Source organism: Kribbella antiqua (assembly GCF_004345665.1).
Lineage (GTDB): Bacteria > Actinomycetota > Actinomycetes > Propionibacteriales > Kribbellaceae > Kribbella > Kribbella antiqua.
Genome location: NZ_SLWR01000023.1, coordinates 22,991 through 42,413, shown reverse-complemented (window position 1 = coordinate 42,413; position 19,423 = coordinate 22,991). Strand labels below are relative to the sequence as shown.

20 protein-coding genes are annotated in these 19,423 nt (G+C 65.2%); 12 read left to right on the top strand and 8 right to left on the bottom strand.

Features of this window, described 5'->3' with window-relative positions; genetic code table 11:
- Positions 1 to 119, bottom strand: a 119-nt coding sequence (locus EV646_RS38605) for a cytochrome ubiquinol oxidase subunit I (RefSeq protein WP_132157790.1), incomplete at its 3' end; no start/stop codon positions are given.
- A 167-nt stretch (positions 120 to 286) separates the two neighbouring features.
- Here EV646_RS38605 and EV646_RS38600 point away from each other — a divergent pair.
- From EV646_RS38600 to EV646_RS38580, 5 genes are read left to right on the top strand one after another with little or no spacing between them, the layout of a single operon-like run.
- Complete coding sequence (locus EV646_RS38600) at positions 287 to 1,567, top strand: extracellular solute-binding protein (RefSeq protein WP_199237530.1); 1,281 nt, start codon at positions 287 to 289, stop codon at positions 1,565 to 1,567.
- A gap of 2 nt (positions 1,568 to 1,569) precedes the next feature.
- On the top strand, positions 1,570 to 2,514 hold the full coding sequence (locus EV646_RS38595) for a carbohydrate ABC transporter permease (protein WP_241996616.1): 945 nt from the start codon (positions 1,570 to 1,572) through the stop codon (positions 2,512 to 2,514).
- Positions 2,511 to 3,326: a carbohydrate ABC transporter permease gene (locus EV646_RS38590; RefSeq protein WP_132157786.1), complete on the top strand. Its 816-nt coding sequence runs from the start codon at positions 2,511 to 2,513 to the stop codon at positions 3,324 to 3,326. The genes EV646_RS38595 and EV646_RS38590 overlap by 4 nt, the downstream gene beginning before the upstream one ends.
- A 17-nt stretch (positions 3,327 to 3,343) precedes the next feature.
- Positions 3,344 to 4,402, top strand: coding sequence for a glycoside hydrolase family 130 protein (locus tag EV646_RS38585; RefSeq protein WP_241996615.1), 1,059 nt, complete (start codon positions 3,344 to 3,346; stop codon positions 4,400 to 4,402).
- The gene (locus EV646_RS38580) at positions 4,399 to 5,766 is read left to right on the top strand and encodes a phosphomannomutase/phosphoglucomutase (protein WP_132157784.1); all 1,368 of its coding nucleotides are present in this window, start codon (positions 4,399 to 4,401) and stop codon (positions 5,764 to 5,766) included. Before EV646_RS38585 ends, EV646_RS38580 begins: the two co-directional genes overlap by 4 nt.
- Before the next feature lie 48 nt (positions 5,767 to 5,814).
- Here the strand turns inward: EV646_RS38580 and EV646_RS38575 are convergent, their stop codons facing one another.
- The 3 genes from EV646_RS38575 to EV646_RS38565 form a co-directional block, all read right to left on the bottom strand.
- Positions 5,815 to 8,601, bottom strand: coding sequence for an ATP-binding protein (locus EV646_RS38575; protein ID WP_132157782.1), 2,787 nt, complete (start codon positions 8,599 to 8,601; stop codon positions 5,815 to 5,817).
- 279 nt (positions 8,602 to 8,880) lie between these two features.
- Entirely contained in the window at positions 8,881 to 9,318 is a 438-nt protein-coding gene (locus EV646_RS38570; RefSeq protein WP_241996614.1) for a cupin domain-containing protein, read from the bottom strand.
- A 184-nt stretch (positions 9,319 to 9,502) separates the two neighbouring features.
- Positions 9,503 to 10,351: an alpha/beta fold hydrolase gene (locus EV646_RS38565; RefSeq protein ID WP_132157780.1), complete on the bottom strand. Its 849-nt coding sequence runs from the start codon at positions 10,349 to 10,351 to the stop codon at positions 9,503 to 9,505.
- Positions 10,352 to 10,581: 230 nt separating this feature from the next.
- On the opposite strand from EV646_RS38565, the gene EV646_RS38560 reads away from it, so the two are divergent.
- Positions 10,582 to 11,487, top strand: coding sequence for a GTP-binding protein LepA (locus tag EV646_RS38560; RefSeq protein WP_132157778.1), 906 nt, complete (start codon positions 10,582 to 10,584; stop codon positions 11,485 to 11,487).
- Positions 11,488 to 12,171: 684 nt separating this feature from the next.
- On the opposite strand, the gene EV646_RS38555 is transcribed toward EV646_RS38560, so the two are convergent.
- Positions 12,172 to 12,633 carry a PPC domain-containing DNA-binding protein gene (locus EV646_RS38555; RefSeq protein WP_132157776.1) on the bottom strand — a complete coding sequence of 154 codons (462 nt, stop codon included), beginning with the start codon at positions 12,631 to 12,633 and terminating at the stop codon, positions 12,172 to 12,174.
- Positions 12,620 to 14,035, bottom strand: a complete 1,416-nt coding sequence (locus EV646_RS38550) for an XRE family transcriptional regulator (RefSeq protein WP_132157774.1) — start codon at positions 14,033 to 14,035, stop codon at positions 12,620 to 12,622. Before EV646_RS38550 ends, EV646_RS38555 begins: the two co-directional genes overlap by 14 nt.
- Before the next feature lie 158 nt (positions 14,036 to 14,193).
- Between EV646_RS38550 and EV646_RS39165 the strand changes: the two genes are divergently transcribed.
- The 3 genes from EV646_RS39165 (at position 14,194) to EV646_RS38535 (ending at position 15,709) form a co-directional block, all read left to right on the top strand.
- Positions 14,194 to 14,355 carry a hypothetical protein gene (locus tag EV646_RS39165; protein WP_158291134.1) on the top strand — a complete coding sequence of 54 codons (162 nt, stop codon included), beginning with the start codon at positions 14,194 to 14,196 and terminating at the stop codon, positions 14,353 to 14,355.
- A 134-nt stretch (positions 14,356 to 14,489) separates the two neighbouring features.
- Positions 14,490 to 15,233, top strand: coding sequence for a helix-turn-helix domain-containing protein (locus EV646_RS38540; protein WP_132157770.1), 744 nt, complete (start codon positions 14,490 to 14,492; stop codon positions 15,231 to 15,233).
- Positions 15,233 to 15,709, top strand: coding sequence for an NUDIX hydrolase (locus EV646_RS38535; protein ID WP_132157768.1), 477 nt, complete (start codon positions 15,233 to 15,235; stop codon positions 15,707 to 15,709). Before EV646_RS38540 ends, EV646_RS38535 begins: the two co-directional genes overlap by 1 nt.
- Here EV646_RS38535 and EV646_RS38530 read toward each other — a convergent pair.
- A complete protein-coding gene (locus tag EV646_RS38530; protein ID WP_132157796.1) occupies positions 15,627 to 16,238 on the bottom strand; it encodes an HD domain-containing protein in 612 nt (203 codons plus the stop codon). The genes EV646_RS38535 and EV646_RS38530 overlap by 83 nt on opposite strands.
- A 72-nt stretch (positions 16,239 to 16,310) precedes the next feature.
- The gene (locus EV646_RS38525) at positions 16,311 to 17,051 is read right to left on the bottom strand and encodes an XRE family transcriptional regulator (RefSeq protein WP_132157766.1); all 741 of its coding nucleotides are present in this window, start codon (positions 17,049 to 17,051) and stop codon (positions 16,311 to 16,313) included.
- 276 nt (positions 17,052 to 17,327) lie between these two features.
- Here EV646_RS38525 and EV646_RS38520 point away from each other — a divergent pair, with 276 nt between their 5' ends.
- From EV646_RS38520 to EV646_RS38510, 3 genes are all read left to right on the top strand, one after another.
- Positions 17,328 to 17,600, top strand: coding sequence for a hypothetical protein (locus tag EV646_RS38520; RefSeq protein ID WP_132157764.1), 273 nt, complete (start codon positions 17,328 to 17,330; stop codon positions 17,598 to 17,600).
- A gap of 212 nt (positions 17,601 to 17,812) precedes the next feature.
- Positions 17,813 to 18,640: a class I SAM-dependent methyltransferase gene (locus tag EV646_RS38515; protein WP_241996613.1), complete on the top strand. Its 828-nt coding sequence runs from the start codon at positions 17,813 to 17,815 to the stop codon at positions 18,638 to 18,640.
- On the top strand, positions 18,633 to 19,256 hold the full coding sequence (locus tag EV646_RS38510) for a hypothetical protein (RefSeq protein ID WP_199237520.1): 624 nt from the start codon (positions 18,633 to 18,635) through the stop codon (positions 19,254 to 19,256). Before EV646_RS38515 ends, EV646_RS38510 begins: the two co-directional genes overlap by 8 nt.
- The last annotated feature ends 167 nt before the right edge of the window (positions 19,257 to 19,423 follow it).

The following is a 19,423-nucleotide window of genomic DNA, read 5'->3' as shown; positions in this document are numbered from 1 at the left end:
TACCACGCGGTCTGCAGGCCGGCCGTGATCGCGACCAGCGAGATCGTCACCGGGACGAAGAAGAAGTGGTACACGGTGGTGATCGCGAACTGCCACCGCGCCAGATCCAGGGTGTCCACGCGCCAAGCCTCCCAGGCCATCTACGACGTTTCTTGGGGCGTACACATACAACGTCCGGCCAGGCTGGCCCTCTGTGACAGCGCCGTCGTCCGGCGCGCTGTCACAAACACCGTCTGTGCGCGGACTTCCAAGGGCGGCGACATAGCACAGATCCGTTGGAGGAATCATGAGGCGAACGATCACAGCTGCCGCTCTTGCCATCACGCTGGTAGCAGCCACGGCCTGCGCGGGAGGTGGCTCCGGGAGTGCAGATGCCGAGGCCCGCGGGCCGATCACGATCTGGTACTCCAACAACCTCGAAGAGGTCGCATGGGCCAAGCAGATGGTCGCGGCCTGGAACGCCGAGCACGCCGACCAGAAGATCACCGCCCAGGAGATCCCGACCGGGAAGAGCTCCGAGGAGGTCATCGGTGCCGCGATCACGGCCGGCAACGCGCCGTGCTTGATCTTCAACACCTCGCCCGCCTCGGTCTCGCAGTTCCAGAAGCAGGGCGGCCTGGTGCCGCTCGATAGCTTCGACGACGGCAAGGAGTACGTCGAGAGTCGCAGCGGCAAGGTCGCTGAACAGTACAAGTCCGGTGACGGGAAGTACAACCAGCTGCCCTGGAAGTCGAATCCGGTGATGATCTTCTACAACAAGAAGGCCTTTGCCAAGGCAGGTCTGGAGCCGGACAAACCACAGCTCGCGACGTACGACCAGTTCATCTCCACCGCGCGGAAGGTTGTGACCGGCAAGGGTGCGCAGTACGCGATCCTGCCGGCCCCGACCAATGAGTTCTACCAGTCGTGGTTCGACTTCTACCCGCTGTTCGCGGCAGAGACCGGAGGCAAGCAACTGGTTGCCGATGGCAAGGCTCAGTTCAACTCCAACGAAGGCAGGAAGGTCGCCAAGTTCTGGCGCCTCCTGTACGCCGAGAAGCTGGCCGGACAGGAGAAGTACAACGGTGACGCGTTCGCCGACGGCAAGGCTGCGATGGCGATCGTCGGCCCGTGGGCCATCGCGGTTTACCGGGGAAAGGTCGACTGGGGCGTCGTACCGGTGCCGACCTCCTCGGGGAAGCCCGCGAACGAGATCCACACCTTCAGTGACGCGAAGAACGTCGCGATGTACTCGGCCTGCAAGAACCGCGGGACCGCGTGGGACGTGCTGAAGTTCGCCACCAGCAAGGACCAGGACGGCAAGTTCCTGCAATTGACCGGACAAATGCCGCTCCGGGAAGGCGTCGCCACCGCCTACCCCGAGTACTTCACCAAGAACCCCGACTACAAGACGTTCGCCGACCAGGCCGCCCGGACCGTCGAGGTCCCGAACGTGGCGAGCTCGATCACGATCTGGCAGACCTTCCGCGACGCCTGGTCCAAGTCAGTCATCTTCGGCCGTCAGGACCCGGATGCGGCCCTTGACGGTGCCGCGGGACGCATCGACCAGTTGGCGTCACAGTCATGACGGTGACAGGCAGAGCATCGATCCTCGGCACTCGTGGTCGCAGGCTCTCCGTCGGAGGCGCCGCAGTCGGCCGGATCCTCGGCCAACAACCGATAGGGACCGCGCTTGTCACGCCGTATGTCGTATTCCTGGCAGCGGTGTTTGCGTATCCGCTGGCGTTCGCGGTGTACATGTCGTTTCACGACTACTTCTTCGCGGCGCCGGGGGCGATCGTGGAGCGGCCGTTCGTCGGGTTCGACAACTACGTCACCGTGTTGTCGGACCCCGCCGTGCGGCGGTCGTTCGCGAATGTTGGGATCTTCTTGCTGATCAACGTGCCACTCACTGTAGTCCTCTCACTTGTGCTCGCAGCTTCGCTGAACGCAGCAATCCGGTGGCGGACGTTCATCCGGGTCAGCTACTACGTGCCGTACGTGACCGCGAGTGTGGCGGTGGTCGGGGTCTGGCTGTTCCTGTTCAACTCGAACGGACTGGTCAACTCCGTCCTCGGCCCGCTCGCGCCGGATCCGTCCTGGTTGGTCAACTCGAAGCTCGCCATGCCAACCGTGGCGATCTATGTGACCTGGAAGCAGCTCGGGTTCTTCATCCTGCTGTACCTGGCCGCGCTGCAGAACGTCTCGAAGGACCTCTACGAGGCGGCCGCGATGGATGGCGCCGACAAGTGGAAGTCGTTCTGGAATGTCACGGTTCCCGGTGTCCAGCCGGCCACAACGCTCGTCGTGCTTGTTGCCACAATCACCGGCGCGAATCTGTTCACCGAGCCCTATCTGCTCACCGGTGGCGGTGGCCCGGACGGCGCCTCGGCGTCGCCCGTGCTGATCATGTACCAGCGCGGGATCGAGCAAGGAAATCCGGATATCGGTTCCGCGATCGGGGTCTTGCTGGTGATCGGTGTGTTGTTGCTTGCCCTGATAGAACGGCGTTTCGTGGGGAGGGAGGACCGATGAAGCTGAAGTTCGTCGCGCTGCTGGTGGGCGCCTTCGTGTTCCTGTTTCCCTTCTACTACATGCTGATCGGGAGTCTGCAGGCCGAGCCGGATCCGTCGGTGAGCGGGGCGATTCCGGCGGGCAATCTGACCTTGCACAACTACAGCGAGATCAACAGCGCGATCAGCCTCGGCCGGTCGCTGGTGAACTCGGGCATCTTCACCGGCGGTGTCATCCTCGGCACGCTGGTTTTCGGCGTACTCGCGGGCTACGCGCTGGCGCGGCTGCAGTTCCGCGGTCGGGGCGTGGTGTTCAACCTGATGCTGCTGTTCCAGGTCGTGCCGTTCCAGCTGTTGACGATTCCCTTGTATGTGCTGATCGTGCGGAGCTACGGGCTGGCCGACTCGTATCTGGGGATGATCCTGCCGTTCGCGATCAACTCGACCGCGGTCCTGGTGTTCCGCCAGTACTTCCTGCAGTTGCCGGTCGAGTTGTTCGACGCAGCTCGGATCGACGGTGCGTCGGAGCTGAACATCCTGTGGCGGATAGCGGTTCCGTTGGTGCGGCCGGCGCTGCTGACCGGCGTACTGCTGACGTTCATCGGGCCGTGGAACGAGTTCCTCTGGCCGTTCCTGATCACCAAACAGCAGGATCTGCAGCCGCTGGCCGTGTCGCTGTCGAACTATCTGACCACGGTTTCGGCGCGGGCGGCGAACCCGTTCGGCGCCGTCCTTGCGGGGGCGTGTGTGCTGGCCGCGCCGGCGGTGGCGCTGTTCCTGATCTTCCAGCGCCGCTTCATCTCGTCGAGCCTCGAGTCCGGGGTCAAAGGCTAACTCTGAAAGGCATTGTGGTGACTGTTCCCTACACGCTGACTCGTGCCGGCGTACTGATGACGCCCGAGCCGGGCAACGACCTCGAGGCCGAGGGGGTGCTGAATCCGGCCACCGGACACACACCGGACGGGCAGCTGTACCTGCTTCCCCGACTCGTTGCTTCCGGCAACGTGTCGCGAGTGGGCCTGGCTGCTGTCGAAGTGAAGGACGGTGTCCCGGTCGGGGTACGACGGGAAGGCGTCGTACTGGCGCCGGATGCAGGCTGGGAGCGCGGCAAGAACAACGCCGGGGTCGAGGATCCGCGGGTGACCTGGATCCCGTCGCTGCGCACGCACGTGATGACGTACGTCGCCTATGGTCCGCTCGGCCCGAAGCCGGCGATCGCGGTGTCGGCCGATTTGCGGGAGTGGAAGCGGCTCGGCCCGATGCATTTCGAGTATCAACCGGACCTCGACACCGATCTCAACCTGTTCCCCAACAAGGACACGGTGTTCTTCCCCGAGCCGGTGCCCGGGCCGGACGGCGAACCGTCGTACGCGATGCTGCACCGGCCGATGTGGGATCTCGGGTGGTTCCGCGAAGGAGAGGGAGTGCATCTGCCGGCCGGCGTCACCGACGAACGGCCAGGGATCTGGGTGTCGTTCGTGCCGGTGGATCTGGTTACGCGGGATCTGCGGAACCTGGTGCATCTGCGAAAGCACCGGCTGGTCGCGATGTCGCAGTACCCGTTCGAGGAGCTGAAGATCGGTGCAGGCCCGGCGCCGCTGCGGGTGCCGGAGGGATGGCTGGTGATCCACCACGGTGTCACCGGTGAGCAGCCCGAAGGGTTCGACCCCACGACGCAGAAGGTCTGCTACGCGGCCGGTGCGATGCTGCTGGATCCGGAGGACGTCACGCGAGTGATCGCGCGTACGCCGGAGCCGATCCTCGTGCCGGAGACCGAACAGGAGCGGATCGGAACCGTCGGGAACGTGGTGTTCCCGACCGCCATCGAGGAGGTGGAGGGAGTGCGGTACGTCTTCTACGGAATGGCCGACGCCGCCATCGGGGTCGCAAGATTGGACCGCCTGCCATGAAGGATGACCTCAGCGGGCTGATCAAGGCGTACGACATCCGCGGCGTCGTCCCCGACCAACTCGACGACGAACTGGCCTTTCAGGTTGGCGCCAGCTTCGCGCATCACATCGGCGCGGACCTGATCGCTGTCGGCCATGACATGCGAGTCTCCTCTCCCGCCCTGGCCAAAGCCTTCGCGGCCGGGGTCACCAGTCGCGGGTCCGACGTACTCGCGATCGGGCTCGCCTCCACCGACCTGCTCTACTTCGCGTCGGGCATTCGCGACATACCCGGCGCGATGATCACCGCCAGCCACAATCCCCCGACCTACAACGGCATCAAGCTATGCCGACCCGGAGCAGCACCGATCGGGCAAGGCACTGGCCTCGCCGACATCAGGGCGCTGCTCGAGGGCGGTCTACCCAGCTACGACGGCAGGTTAGGACTTTCGCACTCCGAGGACCTACTTCCGACGTATTCGACGTACCTCCACGCCCTGGTCGATCTCGACGGCACTCGACGGCTGAAAGTTGTGGTCGACGCCGGCAACGGCATGGCCGGGCGGACGGCACCCGTCGTACTGGAGCATCCGACGCTCGAGATCGTTCCCCTGTACTTCGAACTCGACGGCACCTTCCCCCACCACGAAGCCAACCCGATGGACCCGGCGAACCTCGCTGACCTTCGCGCCGCGGTCCGCCGCCACCGAGCCGACCTCGGCCTCGCCTTCGACGGCGACGCAGATCGTTGCTTCTTCGTCGACGAGCACGGCGAACCGGTCTCTCCCAACAACATCATCAGCCTGATCGCGACCCGCGAGCTGGCCCTTCAACCTGGCTCAGCCGTTGTCTGCAACGCCATCACGAGCAAGGCGGTCGCCGAGCAGATCACCGAACACGGCGGCCGACCAATACGTACGCGCGTCGGACATTCGTTCATCAAGCAAGTGATGGCCGACCACAACGCGGTCTTCGGCGGTGAACATTCCGGCCACTACTACTTCGAGCAGTTTTGGTATGCCGACAGCGGCATGCTAGCCGCACTGCACGTGCTGGCGGCCCTGGGCCACACCAACCAGCCGCTCTCGACACTAACGGCCCAGTTCTCGAGATACGTCGCCAGCGGCGAGCTCAACCTCGCGCTCAGCGACATACCTGCCGCACTGCACCAAGTCGAAACGAGCTACCTGGCGGCCGGCGCAACCGCCGACCATTTGGACGGCCTGACGATCACGCTGCCCAACGGGGCATGGTTCAACCTGCGCCCCTCCAACACCGAACCGCTGCTTCGCCTCAACGTCGAAGCACCCGACCGCACGAGCATGACCCAGCTCCGGCACGAAATCCTCACCCTTCTGAATGCGCACGTACCGGCTCCTAGCTGACGAGGCCAGGCAGATCCGTACGGCCAGCTGTTCGACAGGCGATGCTGTTCAGGCGAGGGGTGAGGCCAGGGCGCCTCGCAGCTGGCGGCGGCTTGTCACATTCAGTTTCGCGAACACTTTCCTCATGTGCCATTCCACTGTGTGGCGGCTAAGGTAGAGCTCGGTTCCGATCTCGGCGTTGGTTCGTCCATCTGCGGCGAGGCGAGCGATGTGCAGCTCCTGTGCCGTGAGTTCTCGGTGCTCTTGAACCGTTCGCCTGCGCACCCTCTCTCCGGTGGCGGCAAGCTCTTGCCGAGTTCGTTCGGCAAAGGCCTCCACTCCCATAGCCGCAAGTGACTCGTGCGCCTGACGAAGGACTTCGCGCGCATCGGTACGGCGGCCCACGCGACGCAACCACTCGCCGTAGAGCAGCCGGGCTCGCGCCAGTTCGACGCGTATGTTCGTGCGGCCCAGACGGTCGATCGCCTCTCTATAGAGATCCTCAGCATGGTCGCCGTCGCGGAGTAGTGCCTCGGATCGTGCCGCCATGCCCAGCGCCCAATCCGTTCCGCACACCCGGGCCACCTCAGAGAGTAGGTCAGCTGCAACAGTTGCGGTCGCGGGTTCATCGGCACGCGCGGCTGCCTCGACCAGCTCAGCCAGCGCCCAACCGCCCGGCTGGGTCTCCACAGGAAGCAGCGACAGCCGCCCGTCCTCGGAGCTCGCGAAGATCTCGCGACAGTGTGCAAGCGCTGCCGCATAATCACGGTTGCCGTTGCACAGCAGTGCGTTTGTCCAGTGAGTGATTGCCAGAACCAGTCCCTCACCCCGGACAATTGCGTTGTCCGCCGCAGCCTCGATGACCGGCGCCGCCTGTTGTCGGTTGCCGCGGAAGGCAGCCAGACCCATCGAGGCGTAAGGATGCAGCGGAAGTCCTGCCACGTCGGCCAGAGCTTCGGCTTCGTCGAGCAGAGCGGCTGCGCCAACAAGATCTCCATTGAAGAGATGCGGGTAGACCACACTGTTCAGTGCGAACTGCAGTGCGATCAAGGCGCCGGACTCCCGGGCGAGTTCGAGATGGCGACTGGCCAACGCGGTCCATGCAGAGTCGTCCCATACGTTGGCGGCGGCGATGCCGGCGAGCACCATGAACCGGAGTCCCTCGTCGATGGACAGGTCATCGGTCTCGAAGGCCCGAGCGGCGCCTTTCATCAGGGGTGCGGCAGCGACGAAACCATCCTCGTGCAACGCAGCGATGCTCTGTAATAGCAGATCACTTCGACGTGGTTGGGCTAGAACAGGTGCGGCACGGGCCGCCTGCGCGACCTCCAGCGCTCCGGGCTCGCCCGCCAACCGGCCGGCGAACAGAGAGGCTTCGAGCGCACCCACGTAGGTGTCGAGCGCAAGCTCGAGATCGAGTGGCTCCAGGCGACGGGCAGCGGCGAGAAGCAGAGGCAGGGCTTCACTTCCGCGGTTGGAGGCGAATCCGATCTGCGCCCGGAGCACCTCGGCTCGAGCGCGTTGCAGGTCAGTAAGAACCTCGAACTCAGCCCCTGTCAGAACTCGGAGCGCGTCGTCGAATGCTCCTGCGTGCACCATGGTCTGGGCCGCGTTGAGCGCGCGGTCAGCGCGGTCGGCCCCGGCCGGCGTCAGCGCGGCCGCTCGTTCCAGGAACGCTCCAGCGGCGGCAAGTCCCCCCTGTGCGAGGGCGCGACCAGCTGATTGCTCCAGTTCGGCGGCAACCGCTTCGTCCGGACCGGTAGCCGCCTGCGCGCGGTGCCACGCCCGTCGATCTGGGTCCCGGTCGGGGTCTGTCACGTCTGCCAGCGCTCGGTGCACGGCTCTCAGATCCCCCACCTCGGCGGAGTGGTACACCGCCGAGCGCACCAGCGGGTGACGGAACCTCACCGTGCTTCGGACTCGGACCAGCCCCGCGGCCTCGGCCGGACTGGCGGCCTCCATTCCCAGACCTAGTCGCTCGCCCGCCCGCGTCAGCAGACCGACATCACCAAGCGGTTCGGCTGCCGCGATCAACAAAAGACGTCGAGTCTGCGGTGGGAGAGGCTCAAGCCGACGCCGGAATCCATCTTCCATTCGGCGGGTGACGGTCGCGGGCGCTGTGCGTTCCGGGCCAAATGTCAGCTCGGTCGCCGAGTACCACCGGGGCAGCTCTAACAGCGCCAGCGGATTCCCCTGTGTCTCGGCCAGGATTCGGTCGCGTACCCGCGTGTCCAGCGGTGTCGTGACCGCCGACTCCAGTAGGTCTGCGGCGTCAGTCGCGCTCAGGCCGTGGATCGTCAGCTGCGGCAACCCCGCCCATGCCTGGTCGCCTTCGCCCGTCCGTGCGGCGAAGACCATGACGACGGGCTCGGCGGCCAGTCGACGCGCCACGAACGTGAGGTTTTGCGCAGAGGCTTGGTCGAGCCACTGCGCGTCGTCGATCAGGCAGACCACAGGCCGCTCAGCAGCGTGTTCCGAGAGCAGGGTCAAGACCGCCAGCCCGATCAGGAACCGGTCAGGAGGCTGTCCAGCCCGCAGCCCGAACGCGGTGCCGAGGGCCTCCGCCTGCGGTGCCGGCAGCCGATCCAACCCGTCGAGCACGGGGCTGCACAGCTGATGAACGCCAGCGAACGGAAGCTCCATCTCGGACTCTATTCCGGCGGCGCGGAGGAGCCGACAGTCGGACGCAGCCTCGGCGAGGTAGTCGACCAGCGCCGTCTTACCGATCCCGGCCTCACCCTGTATGACGAGCACGGCGCTGCGGCCCGAGCGCGCCGCTTGGATCAGATCGAGCAGCGTCTCGCACTCCTTGGCTCGCCCGCGCAGCGACCGCGAAGGACGGGGCCCGCGATCCACCACTGCCTCCCTGACGCTTGAAGGATGCAGCCGGACGGCCCCCAGACGATCGGCCAGTACCTCATCGAGATTCCCACTCCCCCTGCGGCCCGGCAAGCCCCGACGCCAGTAGATGCCATGAATCGGCGCCGGCGCGCGGCGGTGGCGATCCGATTCCCAACGCGATGAACGAGCGCCGTCGAAAGCACAGACACGTCCCCGTCTCGCGAGCCGACCACTGCGCCGACAGCGCGGACCAACTCTCGGACTTCATCGTGCCACGACGAACGGCCAACGTGGTCAAGAACTACGACGGGCGCGGCGATTCCGGCGCTCATCGATCTCACTGTCGGACACCTGCGCGAATATCGGTGCGCCAGGTCCGCACAGCATCGTGAGGGTGAAGCGGACCGGGATGTCGTAGCGGTTGTTTGCCTCCTGGTAGTGGATAACGTCCCCACCAGGCTCCCAGAACGCCTCGCCGGCGCGGATGACCCGCTCCGGCAGACCTTCGAGTTCGAACAGCATTTCGCCCTCCAGCACGTAGCCGAATGCGGGGCCTGGGTGCCGGTGTGGCGGCGCACCGAGGTCGCCGGGCGGATACTCGACGAGGACGGTCACCACATGCGCTCCCGCCGGGAAAAATGCGGGCGCCACCTCCTGCAACACCGTGAGCGCGGTCTGCCACTCGGTCGATCTGGCCATCGGGCAGTTCGCGGCGGGGCCGGTGTTATGCACGCGAACTCCTCGCTGCCTGGATCTCAACGGGTGCTCCCGTTGGTGGCGGCGTTCTCTCCGACGGGCGCGGTGTTACAACATATGACCAGGTAGCCCCTCAGGATGTGACACGGCCGTCACCACGCAGGCCGGCGTCAGGGCATTGAGCTGTGTCGACTCGATGCCCTGACGCCGATCGGTGCTGCTAGCCGACGGTCGCCCGCGCGGCCTGTTCGATGACTCGCGTGACGGTCCCGGGTTCCGTGATCAGACCGAGATGTCCGGCGTCGAACTCCGTGACGGTGGAACCGGCCCTCTTGGCCATCGCTCGCTGGGCCTCCGGCGGGATGATCTGGTCCCCAGTACCGATCAGGTACCAGGATGGGATCGTCCGCCAGGCCGGGGTTCCGGACGGCTCGATGCCCGTCGCGAGCGCCGCCGGTCGCTGGGAAGCGGTGACGACCGCCTTCTCGTCGGCACTCAGACCGGTCGCGAACGACGTGAAGACGGCCGACTTCTTGAGGTAGAGATCGGTGGCCGCTGTGGGCGGAAGCGTGGCCGGGACGAAGTCGAACACGGTCGTCGGGTCCGGCGCGTTGAGTGCGGAATCCGGCCCCGATACTCCGAGGGTGGTCTCGCCTGCGTCGATCGCGAACGAGTTGACATAGACGAGTGCCTTGACGTTTGGATTTCCGGTGGCCGCGTTGGTGGCGACGGCCCCGCCGTAGGAGTGTCCGACGAGCACGATCGGGCCCGGCACGGTCTCCAGGATCGCTCTCACGTACGCGGCGTCGCCCGACAGTGATCGCAACGGATTGGCAAGCGCCCTTACCGTGTATCCGCCCTCCTGGAGCCTCTCGACGACCGGCTCCCAACTCGATGCGTCCGCCCAGGCCCCGTGCACGAGAACGATGATCGGTTTCGCCGCCCGGCGGTCCTGGGCGACGGCGCCCAACGATGGGGTCAGGCTCGCAAGAATGATGGCGACGACGAGCATCGCCACCGTCGACAGCCGTCTGCGGCCGTGAAGCGTTTGCTTGAGGGGACTGTTCATCAGTCTGTCCTGTTCCGTGCGAAGGGCTGTTCCGGCTGCGGCCCTCGCCACGGCTGCTGCCGGAGTCGGAGTCGAGCGCGAGTCGCCCACTCTTGTGTAAGTCCGCGCACCAGCCTGCGCTGTGACATCGCCGGCGTGATGTCACAGCGCAACCGCCCGTCCGGTCCTAGTCACCAAAGGTCGATGCCGGGTCGCTCCGGTGAGTTCTTCGACACGGAGGAGAAGAGGCCATGCCCCGAGCGAGTGTCTCTGCCGAACAGACCGCCGTACCCAAGCGGGTTTCGCGTGACGGGCTCCGCCGATTCGTCGAGACGTTCGCTGAGGAGAATCCGCCATTGTCCCTCGCTGCGGCCGACCTCACGATCAACGATCCCGCCCGAGTCCGCCACCGATACGGCGGGGTCTTCAACTATTTGACCCGAGTCGAGCTCGAGGTCGAGCGCAATGTGTTCGAATTACGCGCACTCATGCCCGACGCCACCGAGACCGACCGGCTCTTCTACGAAGACGTCTGGTCACCGCAGGAACTGCAGCACGGCATCCTTCTCGATGCGGTCCAACAGGGCTTCGGGATGACGCCAGCAACGATGGATCTAGATGTGAGCGCCAAGATCCGGCTGGTCGGGGCGCTCTCGCATCTACCTGGCATGCTCGCCGTCATCCGGCTGCTTTACTACCTGACCGGCGCAGCCACCGAGCGGTCCGCCGTGATCGCGTACTCGCGCCTGGCCGAGGGACTACGTACGATGGGCGAGCTCGCGATCGCGGAAACGGTCATCTCACCGATCAAACGGCAGGAGCCAGGACACTTCGCGTTCTACCGGCTGTCGGCGCAGGTCCTGGTCGGCGAGGAAGGGCTGAACGCCTGGCAACTCCACCTCGCCCGGATCCTGCGCCGCAGGTCATTCCACCTCGTCGGCGTGAACAATCGCCGGCAGCTAGCAGACTTCGGTGACGTCGCTCACGACCTCGATATCGACCGGGACCTCCTCGAGGTCACCCAGCAGGTGAGCCTCGTAGAACGTGAGCTCCTCTGGGCACAACACCAAGGAATGAAGGTCCCCAGCTACATCCTGACGGCGCTCGAGGAAGCGATCGCACTGAGCGCCGCCCGGACCGCGGGCCCCAAGATCTGATCATCGCGGCCAGACGCCGACGAGCTCGACCGTGACAGCGACAGCGCCGCCGCCCGATGCGCAGCCAGCGGAAATCCCTCGCCCAGCCCCTGACCGCCGCGACTGCACCGACCAGACCGGCACCAACTCCGGCACGGCGAAACAGGTGAACAGCGTGCCAGGCAATCGGCAGCGTGGGTGCGGCCCCTTTGCCGCCGACCGGCCAGCCGGGAACTCACGCAATGAGGCGGCCGGGTGAACGGCGGCGAGTGGGCCGGCGAAGGCAAGGGCGCGACGGCCAATCCGGGACCATCCACGATGCTGCACGGCGTCGCTCAAACCAACAAGCACTGCACCGAGTGGTCCGCGGTAGCCCGCCCCCGTTAGCTGCACAATCCTGGTGTGCCACTGAAGCATCTTCGGCCCCAAACGGTTTGCTCTCGGCACGCTCGTCCACACACGCTACCCGCTGGGAAAGCCGCCGTCTTCCACACTTATAGCTCACCGGACGGCAGTGGGTTGGGCTGTGAGCGTTGCCGACCCCCGGAGCACCCCGGCATGGGGCGGCGCGAGGCGGTCGAGCCTGGTCAGGCGAGGGCGAAGCCGCCGATCCGGGAGATCTTCTCTCCGACCGCGAGGGAGCCGATCCGTCGAGCTAAGTCAGCGTTGTCTGTTGCGGCGTCGGAGCATGCGCTCGGTGGGGATTCATCCTTCGAAGGTCAGTAAGGGCACGTCGTACAGGTCGGCGTTGCGGGGGCGGGACATTCGTGGGCTGCTGACTTCGACGAGATACAGCTCAGTGAGGAAGTGGATGGTTGCGCCGAGGAGGTGGCTGGTGTGGGCGGTGGCGGAGTGGGCTTTGAGGCCTACGGAGACGTGGATGTGTGGGAGGACGGTGCCGGTGGCTTCGTCGTAGGCGAGGGTGCCTCCGCCGAGGGCTTCGACGTTTTCGAGGTGTACGGCACTCCAGACAGGGGCGTCGGGATCTTCGAGCTTTTCGCAGGTGCCGACGAGTTGGACGTCGCGCAGGCCGGCGATGAACATGGGGATGAAGCCTTGGCGTACGTCGTGCTGGGCGCAGAACTCGGCCAGTGCGGTGTAGAAGTCGTCGCCGTGGTCGAAGTGGATGGCGAAGGCCCGGCCCATGGTGAGTTCAGCGGCGCGCAAGATGTACTCCTTCGAGGTTGTTGATGTAGGCAACGTAGCGAATCGCGGTGTCCAGGCCCTTCGTGGACAGCAGGCGGCTGCGTGGATGCGCGATCCCGTCGACGCCGGCCGCGGCCAACTCCATGCAGCGCGCGTGGAACCATCCCCACGGCACGTTCAGGTACTCGGCCAGCGCCTGCAGTCTCCCACCCGACGTTGGCTGAGCGATCACTGATTCCGCGGCGAGGTGTTCGTCGATCTCGCCGTACGCCGGCTTGGGCGCACAGAAGTCGACGTACCAGAGGCCAGGCCCGCGCAACCAGTCGGCGACGATCGCCTTGCTGGCCAAGACGAAGCCCTCGACCTCGCCGAACGATGGATCCGTGGTCAACTCGACCGTGATGCCGAACGCCTCCATCAGCGACATCGCGAGCAGCAGCATCACGCGCTCGTACGCCGGTGATGCTCTGACCTCGGACTCGGGGATGCAGAATCCTCGGCGCATGATGGCGAACCTCCGCGCGGTCCGCTGCAGGTACTCGAACTTGTGTGACCAGATCAGCCACGAAGTCGCTTCCTCGCCACGCTGGTCGCGGGTCCAGAAGAACGGCGGGTACCAGAGCAGCTTGAGGTTGCGTGCGATGTGTTGTGCGCAGAACCGCGAGCCGAGCCAGTGCCGGGCGACCGGGTTGAGATGCGGAACCTCGTCGAGAGTGACCGTGGAGGCGGTGCGCCCGTGGTAGCGGAACAGCCGTCGCTGCGATGTCTCCAACTGCGCGTCATCGGCCAGCAGGGCGGTGTCGGCGTTGGTGATCGCCCAGATGATGCCGACCGTCAGATCATCCAGGACGTTGGCCGCGGCCATCGGCTGTGGACCGGCACGTAGATCCGATCGACTGGCAATCCGCCGGCCATCGGCGACGTAGTGCTGGTTGTTAGGGTCGGTGGCGATGAGCAGCGATCGGCGATCGAGCCGGTTCAAGGCTTCAAGCTGATCGTCTGGAGGGTCGACCATCAGCCAGCCATGCCCAGTGATCTCCGCGGTGGAACGCTGGGCGGCGACCTCGACGCCTGTAAATGACCGGCCTCCCGGGATGCTCAGAGCCTCGAACGCCTGGCGATCACCGGATGCCAACTCCAGCAGCGACAGCGATCGCTGAGCGCTCGGCGTACGGCGCTTGTAGAACCCGAGCTCCTCGGGAGTCCGCGCACCCAAGATCGCGCAGAGAGCCAACCGCACATCCTTCGATGGCCACGTGTACCAGCCGCATTCCCAGTCGGAGATCGACTTGGCAGTGACCACCGTGACCTTGCCTGTCGCGCGGTGAATCGCTGCACTGACCAGATCGGCCAGGGTCCCCTGCGGCATGTCACCGCGGGCACGCCGCAACAACTCGTTCGGCTGCCGCTCCCGCCTACCCACGACCAACCAACACCGGCGGTTGCGAGTACCTGTCCCTGAACAGCGGGCGGTCAGTGCCGATGTACGCGACTGCCAGCTGACGTACGCCGTATTCCTCGAGGATCCGGATCCGAACGGTTGCCACGAACTTCCGTGGCACACCACGCTGCCCGCCCCGGATGACCAGCCGTCCGCCTGCAAGCTGGCCGACGTACTCGAAGATCCAACGCTCAGCGATGCTGCGTGCGGTCGCCTTCGGTCCCCTGCTGAACCTTCCTGACCTCGCAGCGATCACCGTCCAGCTGCCGTCTCTCCCGCGGGCTGCGATGTCGAAGGTGTAGCGCGCTCTACCCCTCATCAGGTACATACCGGAAGGATCCTGCGAGCGGTGCGGACAGCGTCACGGCTTGGTCGGACATCTTCGAGATGTCTAGCCTCGCCTCGAAATGTCCGAAAATGTCTTAGGTTAGTGTCCGTGGCCAACGAACGACTGCGAGCAGCGCTGGTGGAGAACGACCTGACCCAGCTTCAGCTTGCAGAAGAGCTGGAAGTCAACGTCAAGACGGTAGAGCGCTGGCTCGTCGAGGGCAAGCTGCCCTTTCCCCGCAACCGGCACCGCTTGGCCACTCGCCTTGGGCGGGAAGAGTCCTACCTCTGGCCCGACGCCTTGACGCGAGATCGCGCCACCACGGTGTCCGAGAGCGAAATCATCAGGGTGTATCCACATCGCTCCGACGTGCCGCGCGAAGAGTGGCGGCGGTTGTTCGAGTCGGGCGCCGAGGAGATCGGCGTTCTCGTGTACGCCGGACTGTTCCTCGCCGAGGACACGACGGTGCAGCGGATCCTCCGCAAGAAGGCCAAAGCCGGAGCGCGGGTACGAATACTGCTCGGTGACCCGGACGACGCCCACATCGCCGAACGTGGCGAGGAGGAAGGCGTCGACGATGCGATGGCGGCCAAGATCCGCAACGCGCTCGTTCTGTACCGCGACCTTCGGCAGGCTAAAGGCATCGAGTTCCGCCTGCACCGAACGGTTCTCTACAACTCCATCTATCGCGCCGACGGCCAACTGATGGTCAACACACACATCTACGGCGCCCCTGCGGCCCAGGCTCCGGTGTGGCATCTACGGAAGATCCCAGCCGGCGAGCTCGCACGTCACTACATCGACAGCTTCGAACGGGTATGGGACACCGCTCTCGAGATACCGGAGGCTTGATGTCCAAACGGATCGACTACTACGACGACCCGGAGGCCCCGTCCGCGAACAGCATGGTCCCATCGGTGAACGTCGTCATCGAGAACGACGCCGGCGAGATCCTGATGATCCAGCGTTCCGACAACGGCAACTGGGCGGTGCCCGGCGGGGCGATAGACCTCGGCGAGTCGATGTCGCAGGCCGCCGTACGCGAGACCAAGGAAGAAACTGGCATCGACTGCGAAATCCTCGATGTGATCGGGATCTACACCGACCCGAAGCACATCATCTTCTACACCAGCAATGGCGAAGCCCGTCAGGAGTTCTCGATCGTACTGCGGGCTCGCGCGACGGGCGGTATACCGACGCCCAGCAGCGAAAGCATCAAGGTTCGGTGGGTGCCCGCAGCGGAGGTCAGCGGCCTGCGGATGGACCGGTCCATGCGTCGACGGATCGATCACTACAGCAATCGCGGGCCGTCGCCGTACATCGACTGATGCGCCGCAGCACATTGCCCGCCGCGGCCCGAAGCGCTGGCCTCGACCTGAGGATCGACCGGTGAACCACGTGGTCACTCGGGTAACGCGTCAAGATCTCGCCGAGGCGCTCGTCGACATCGACAGGTCGACCGTCGACATCCGCTGTCATATCGCAGTAGGTCAATGCCTCAAGCAACTGTTGTTCGGGCAGCGGGAACTCATCCGCGAGCTCAATGATCCCGCGCTCTTCGGCCTCGATCAGCGCACCCGTGTGGTGCGCAACTAGCCGACACACCACCTCGTCGACCTCCAGCACGTCACGCAGATAGCGAGCGCCGTCGAGCGGATGGAACTCGGTCGCCCGCACCACAGGCGCGTAGCCGATGTCGTGCAGCCACGCCGCCACCTCGACCAGCTCGGCGTCCTCTGCCAGGGCCGGTGCAATGCTTCGGGCACGAGCAGCTACGCCTTGGGTGTGCGCCCATCGCCTAGGCAAGCCCGCCTCAAGTAGCCCTTTGGCTGCCGACTTCGCCTGCTCCGCACTCATCACAGCAGCGACAGTACGACGCTCGCCGCGGACATCCCACACCCATCCCTGGACATCTTGAAATGTCTGGCCTCAGCCGGCCATCTCTGCAACCACTCCGTTCGACCAGATCTTCTCGAAGCTGGTGAGGTACGAGTGGAACATCTCACCGTTCTCGACCTTGTGGAAGTGGTACACGGGAGCTTCCGCGGCAGGGATGCCGAAGGCGTGCTGGTTCACCAGCAACTGGTCGTCCGACCGATACATCGAGTTGTAGAGCACCGTGTCATGCAGCCGTAGCTCGACGCCGTCGTGCTGCAACAGCGGCCGCAGCAAGGCGAGTGAGTTGCGGATCTTCGCGCCCATCGCCTCGCCGATCTCCTCCTCAACTCCACGCCGTACGACGTTGCCGCCGTTTGGAGCACCGAGGGCGATCTTGATCCGGACGCCGCCGTCACATTTCTCGCCGAGCAACCCCACCAGACGCGCGTCCTCGGCGAGGAAGAGCGCACTGTAGGCGAGGATTCCGATCTCCGACTCAGCCGACTGGAACAGCGACATCCATCCTCGTTGACTGATCGCCGTACGCCGGGGATAGACAGCGGCGATCTCCGTCGGCCTTCCCTTGGCAGCACGCAGCGCCCGGAGCTGAGGCCAGATCTCCCCCTCGTCGATACCGAGGAGCGTGGTCAGCGCAGCCCGGGTCCGGGCATGGGGCAGCTGCCCTTCGTACAGCCAGTTCCGCACCGTTTTCGGGTCGACGGCCAACTCGACCGACAGGTCCAGTTCGGTGAGGTGCGCGTCGAACATCGCCCGCCGGAGTGCGTCGTTCACTCTGATCGCCAACCTTACTAGCGAGTAGATGTCGGTAAATGTCCATCGGACAGTAGCACGAAATGTCCGGAAATGTCCGACCACAGGGTGCTGCTGTCCACATCGCCGCGGACAGGCTTGGAGCACGACCCGGCAGTCCCGCCGGATCGACGCCGAAACCGATCAGGAGCACCAGCAGTGAGCACGGGGAGAACATCCGACATCGAAGAGCACGGCAGGTCAGCCATCGGCGATCGACCTCCGGTCGCCCTCGGATACGTCCGCAGGTATCCCTGGATGAAGGAGATCGAGTTCGAGATCCTCCAGCGCCGACTTGCCGACGTCGCAAGTCAGCATGGCCGCACGCTCGGCACTGTGCACATCGAGAAGCAGCGCACAGAGCCGCGAGCCTTCGCAGCGCTGTTGACCGAGCTGAAGGATCTGCCGTCGCCTGCGGTGATCGTTCCGTCCAAGACGCACCTCGGCCGCTGGGATCTCCCGGATTCGAAGTACGCCGAACTCCGTCAAGCGACAGGCGCCGAAGTCATTGTCGCCGACGGATTCCCCTGAGCGGGCGAGTCCGGGATCCCCTTCCTATGCAGGTGCACCTCTCCTCACGCCTGCATGGGCTGGGCTCGCCTTGACGGAGTCCTCGCCCGCGAGATCCCCGAATATCTCCTGCGCGTCTCGCGGGCGGGACTCCTTCCAGAAGCCGGCGGGCGAGCGTGCTGACCACCAACCGCGCTCGCCCGCCGTTCCACACTTGAAAGGAATGCCAAGCGGTGACCAGCACCGACGTGGAACAGGTCGTTGCCACGATCCACGACCACTACACGAACCGCCAGGACGAGGCCCAGCGACTCTCGTCAACTCTCAAGGGACAGCTCGAACAAGCGCGAGTCCACGAACTCCTGACGCGATACCTATCACCGCCACCCGCCCGAGTCGCGGATGTCGGCGGCGGTCCCGGCGTACACGCATCCTGGCTGGCCGAACGCGGATACGACGTCGAGCTACTGGACCCGGTCGAACACCACGTCGACCAAGCCCGCGCGGCGGGACTACAAGCCGTGGTCGGCGACGCACGCCGTCTCCCCTGGCCGAACGAATCCAAGGACGCCGTACTGATGGCCGGCCCTATGTACCACTTGACCGAGCCCGCCGATCGCCGCCTGGCCATCCGAGAAGCAGTCCGAGTACTACGACCAGGCGGAACGCTGGCCGTCATCGCGATCAACCGCGCCGCCAACCTCATCGGCTCAACCCTCGCCAACACACTCGAACGCCGACAGCCAATCGTCGAGCAGATCCTCCACGACGGTCACAGCCCGGCGAACGAGCGCATGGCGAACACCTACTACCACTCGGTGGCTCAGCTCCGCTCTGAACTGGATCGCCTCGTCTCCCAGGTCCGAATCCACGGCCTCACCGGCCCCGGCGGCTGGCTCACCGTCCTGATCGACGCCCACTACCGCGGCACACCGATGCCACCCTCACTCCTCGAGCCCAATCCGCTGGAGACCGCCCTCACCTGCGCAAGGCTGGCAGATCACCAACCCGACCTCGTCCACGCAAGCTCCCTATTCCTCGCGGTAGGCAAGCGTGTTTGACCTCTTCTCCTGGGCCGCGGGGCGCCACGCCAATCGACTCCAGCGCCTCGCTGTCCAATACGTCGACCACGACTGGCCAATCGCCCGCCTCGCCGTACCCCGCAACGGCCTCTGCCCCTGCGAACTCCGCGAGTGCATCGATCCGCATCTCGTCCACACCCAGTCCCCCGCAATCTCAACAACCACCATGGCCGAGAACGCCTTCTGCAGCACACGCTGGGCGATCGCGATCCTCGCCCGCGACTTCGACGTACTGGAACTACCAGCACAGCTCGGCGCGCCTCTACATCACCACCTGAAGACGCAATGCCCAACCTCGATTGCGCCGACAACCCGACGCTGGCAGTTCTTCGTCACTGCGGGATCCGTGCCACGCGACCAACTCGCCGCCGCTGGCGGTCGGCTGATCGACAGTCCATCGGGCTGGGTCATTGCCCCGGGCACCTATACCGAAGGAACGGGCAGAACCCGCTGGCTCACTCCGCCATACGTCACTCATTGGCGCCCGTACCAGCGACACGACGCCATCGATGCGGTCCTTACCCGAATCGACCCGTCCGGCCCCACGGCACCGACCCGACCCGGATCAAACATCGTGGCCGACGCTTTGGCCTAGGTTGCGCTTAGGAGGTTCGGGGTTCGACGAGGCCGGATTCGTCGACGAGGACGACGGCTTGGACGCGGTCGCGGAGGTTGAGCTTGGCGATGAGCAACGCGCGGATTGCATGCGCGAGGTGAGCGAGTGTGCGGTGGCCTTGAGAAGAATCTGGCAACCCGCATGGC